This window comes from Streptomyces sp. WM6378 (genome assembly GCF_001279695.1).
Lineage (GTDB): Bacteria > Actinomycetota > Actinomycetes > Streptomycetales > Streptomycetaceae > Streptomyces.
On sequence record NZ_LGDD01000083.1, the window covers coordinates 1 to 3,915 of the forward strand.

Sequence of the window (3,915 nt, forward strand, 5' to 3'; positions counted from 1 at the left end):
TCCGAGAACGACACCATCCCGGCTGCCGGTTAGCCACCGAGCCTGGAACCCAAATGGTGGGTCAGGTCAGCCTGGAACCCAAATGGTGGGTCAGGTCAACCCGTCACCCAACCCTGCACCAGACCCGAACACGAACCGCAGGGTGTGGCCGCCCCCTCTCTCTACTCTCGAGTCATGAACGTGTTTGGCGGCGGTGGCGGCCGGTACCTGGAGATGACCAACGGCGGCACGGCGGTGTTCGTGGACGTTTTGATGCTCGCGGTGTCCGCGCTGGCCCACGAGCCGTGGGACTTCCGCTTCGCCGCGCTGCTGACGCTCCAGGACCAGAACATGATGGGGCGTGGGGTGGTCGGCTTCGGCCTGGCGGAGCTCGACTGGGGGGACACGCCGCAGGAGCGGGCCGCGGCCAAGGACTTCCTGCTGCGCGTCCTCGATCTGGCGCTGTCCCGCCATCGGTGGGAGGAACTGACGTACGAGCCGCCCCGGGCCGAGGGGTACCTGCGCACGTACCGGGCGATGGTGGAGGAGTTCGACCCTGCGACCGCGAGGGCCGGCACGGGCGTCCTGCCCGGGCCGCGGGATGCCGCGATGGCCTCGTGCGTACGCCACCGGGTGCTGGACGCGCTGCCGTTCTGGGAGGCGTGCGTGTTCTGCACGGCCGGAGTCTGAGGGGCTACGCCACCGTCGCCTACAACGCGTACCAGGCGCAGACGGACCGCGAGATCCCGATCGTCATCATCGAACCGCTTGCCGCGCCCGAGGCCTGAACCCGGACGCCCGCTCCAGGCTCGCCCGTTCGGTGTGCAGTCCCAACGACTGTTCTGGCGTGACGCGGCGGACGTCCGCCCGCTGCGATCACGAGCGGATGCCGGACCCGGCCGTGGATGCCCGAGCGTTGGGAGTGTCCGGGCCGGGAGTTCCGTCACGGGCGTGGTTGCCAGCCCCCCGGGCATCGCCGCCCTAACGGCCCATACCCAGTCCGTTCCGAGCTCGGCGAGCTGTTGTTCGTCGTTGCCCGCTCTGGCCCAGTTGATCAGAGCAGTGGGCTCCTCATCGGCGGGTCAGTCGGCGGACGCGGTGGGGCCCGCCTCGCGGAGGCAGCGTTCGAGGAGCCGCAGAAATCCGTTGAAGGAGTCGTCCGCGGGCCAGGTCTGATAGGCAGTGAGGGTGGCGGCCACGGCGAGGTTCATCCGCAGGGTCGCGGTCAACTCGTCGGACCCGGCGGTGCGTTCTGCCACCCAGTTCCGCAGGTCGGTGAAGAACTGCTCCCCGAAGCTCTGGCCGGACTGGGCGAGGGCGGGCGACTGCGCCTTCAGGATGCGCTGGATCGGCATGCGCTCGCGCAGGCTCTCGCAGAACCCCGTCAGGATCGCGGTCAGCGAGTCCCAGAGCGGCTCGTCCGCGGGGCGGTCGTCCATCAAGGCCTGCCAGTTGCGCCGCTCCTCGGGGTCCTGGTCGAAGACGACGGCCTCCTTGCTGGCGAAGTAGTTGAAGAACGTGGCGCGCGAGACGTTCGCCGCGGCCGCTATCTGCTCGACGGTCGTGACCTCGTAGCCCTCCTCGTCGAAGAGCCGCAGCGCGGCGGACCGGATGGCGCGCCAGGTCGCGAGCTTCTTGCGCTCTCGCAGATTCATCGTTCCTCCCATGGGTCCATCGTACGGCCCGATTCCTGGACGAGTGTATTTTTGGACGCGTCTAAGTTTTCGCGCTACGGTGGAGTCGACCCCGAAGGAGACACCATGAGCAAGGTCTGGTTCATCACCGGTACGTCCCGCGGCCTGGGCCGCGCATTCGCCGAGGCCGCGCTGGAGCGCGGCGACAAGGTCGCCGCCACCGCCAGGAACGCGGCCGCCTCGGACGATCTGGTTGCCAAGTACGGCGACGAAGCGGTCCTGCCGCTTGCGCTGGACGTCACCGACAAGGCGGCCGTCGCCGATGCCGTGGGCGCCGCGCACGAGAAGTTCGGCCGCTTGGACATCGTGGTCAACAACGCGGGCTACGGACTGTTCGGCATGGTCGAGGAGATCACCGAGCAGCAGCTGCGCGACCAGATGGAGACCAACTTCTTCGGCGCGTTCTGGGTCTCCCAGGCCGTGCTGCCGATCCTGCGCGCCCAAGGCAGCGGCCACATCGTGCAGGTGTCGTCCGTCGGCGGCGTCGTCGCACTGCCGTCGCTGGGCGCGTACCACGCATCCAAGTGGGCGCTCGAAGGCTTCAGCGAATCCCTCGCCCAGGAAGTCGCCGGCCAGGGGATCAAGGTCACTGTCGTGGAGCCGGGCGGCTTCACGACGGACTGGGCCGGCTCCTCCGCCGCGCAGGCCGAGCCGAACCCCGCCTACGACCCGGTCCGCGAGGCTCTCGCGGACCGCATCGGAGACGCCCGGTACGCCGCCCCCGCCGACGCGGCCACCGCCCTCCTGCAGATCGTCGATGCGGCGGCCCCGCCCCTGCGGGTGCTGTTCGGTACGGAACCCATCGAGCTCATCGAGCCCGCCTACGCCCAGCGCCTTCAGACCTGGGCCGACTGGGAGCACGTCTCCCGGACCGCTCAGGGCTGACCTTCTCCCCCTTCCCCCTCTCTCACGTCAGGAGCCCCACCTCATGTCCGCACCGCAGACGCCCCGCACGTTCGGGGCAGCCACCACAGCCGCCGAGACGATCGACGGCGTGGACCTGCACGGCCGCCGGGCCGTGGTGACCGGAGCCAGTTCCGGAATCGGGGTGGAGACGGCCCGGGTGCTCGCCGCAGCAGGCGCCGACGTCACCCTGGCCGTACGAGACACCGACGCGGGCGCCCGGGTGGCCGCGCGCCTGGAGGCGGAACTTCCGCCCGGATCGGGGAAGTTGGCCGTGGGGCGGCTCGATCTGGCTGACCGGTCGACGGTCTCGGCGTTCGTGGCGGCCTGGACCGGTCCCTTGCACATCCTGGTCAACAACGCCGGAGTGATGGCCCCGCCGGAGCTCGTCCGCACGCCGGACGGCCGGGAACTGCAGTTCGCCGTCAACCACTTGGGGCACTTCGCCCTCGCCACCGGCCTCCACCCGGCACTCGCGGCAGCGGACGGCGCACGGATCGTCTCGGTCAGCTCCATCGGCCACCTCTTCTCCCCGGTCGTCTTCGACGACCTGGACTACCGCTTCCGCCCCTACGACCCCTGGACCTCCTACGGGCAGTCGAAGACCGCCAACGCCCTGTTCGCCGTCGGTGCGGCCGAGCGATGGGCCGGCGACGGCATCACGGCCAACGCGCTGATGCCGGGCAACATCGCAGACACGTCCCTGGCCCGGCACTTGGACATGGACCAGGTGGCTGCCTTCATCGCCTCGGGCGCACTCGCGCTGCCGCCGCAGAAGTCGGTGGAGCAGGGCGCCGCGACCTCGGTGCTGCTGGCCGCCTCTCCGACGGTGGAGGGCATCACCGGCCGCTACTTCGAGGACTGTGCGCAGGCCGAGCCGGTCACCGGGCGCGCCGGCGCCGCCGCCGGTGTCGCACCGTACGCCCTGGACCGGGAGGGCGCAGCACGCCTGTGGTCCGTATCCGAGGACCTGATCCGCTAGAGCCCTGCGCTGCGCGCATGACCTCGCGACACGAGCAGTGGGCCCGGCTGTGCCGTCAGTTGTGGCAGCCTGCGCGCCCCCATGGCGAGCAGCCGCGCGAACGGGTGGCCGGACCGCTCGAGCTCTCCTACGACCTGGTCGTGGTCACCCTGGTCGCCCACCACTTGGCCGGGGGACCACCGGTTCGGGCCAGCAGCACATGTGTGACCCTGCAGCCCGAGCAGCGCGTCCGGCGCGCCCGCAGGAATAACCCAGCGCCTAGTGACCTGAGTCGTTGATGCGTCGGCAGTAGTTGGCGAGGCTGTTGAGAATCTGGTCGGCGGTCTTGTGCCACACATAGGGGCGGGGGTTGGTGTT

Annotated in this window: 5 protein-coding genes; 4 read left to right on the top strand and 1 reads right to left on the bottom strand. The window is 70.0% G+C overall.

All coding sequences use genetic code 11. The features are described from left to right. Nucleotides 1–174: 174 nt before the first annotated feature. Nucleotides 175–669 (top strand): hypothetical protein, encoded by a 495-nt coding sequence (locus ADK54_RS10350; protein ID WP_053725281.1) that lies wholly within the window; start codon nt 175–177, stop codon nt 667–669. Continuing rightward, nucleotides 642–767 carry a hypothetical protein gene (locus ADK54_RS48240; RefSeq protein ID WP_267886993.1) on the top strand — a complete coding sequence of 42 codons (126 nt, stop codon included), beginning with the start codon at nt 642–644 and terminating at the stop codon, nt 765–767. Before ADK54_RS10350 ends, ADK54_RS48240 begins: the two co-directional genes overlap by 28 nt. Nucleotides 768–1,061: 294 nt before the next feature. Here the strand turns inward: ADK54_RS48240 and ADK54_RS10355 are convergent, their stop codons facing one another. Further along, a complete protein-coding gene (locus ADK54_RS10355) occupies nt 1,062–1,646 on the bottom strand; it encodes a TetR/AcrR family transcriptional regulator (RefSeq protein WP_234391997.1) in 585 nt (194 codons plus the stop codon). A gap of 93 nt (nt 1,647–1,739) precedes the next feature. On the opposite strand from ADK54_RS10355, the gene ADK54_RS10360 reads away from it, so the two are divergent. Beyond that, nucleotides 1,740–2,558, top strand: coding sequence for an SDR family NAD(P)-dependent oxidoreductase (locus ADK54_RS10360; protein WP_053725279.1), 819 nt, complete (start codon nt 1,740–1,742; stop codon nt 2,556–2,558). 43 nt (nt 2,559–2,601) lie between these two features. Continuing rightward, nucleotides 2,602–3,558 carry an SDR family NAD(P)-dependent oxidoreductase gene (locus ADK54_RS10365; RefSeq protein ID WP_053725280.1) on the top strand — a complete coding sequence of 319 codons (957 nt, stop codon included), beginning with the start codon at nt 2,602–2,604 and terminating at the stop codon, nt 3,556–3,558. Nucleotides 3,559–3,915 lie beyond the last annotated feature (357 nt).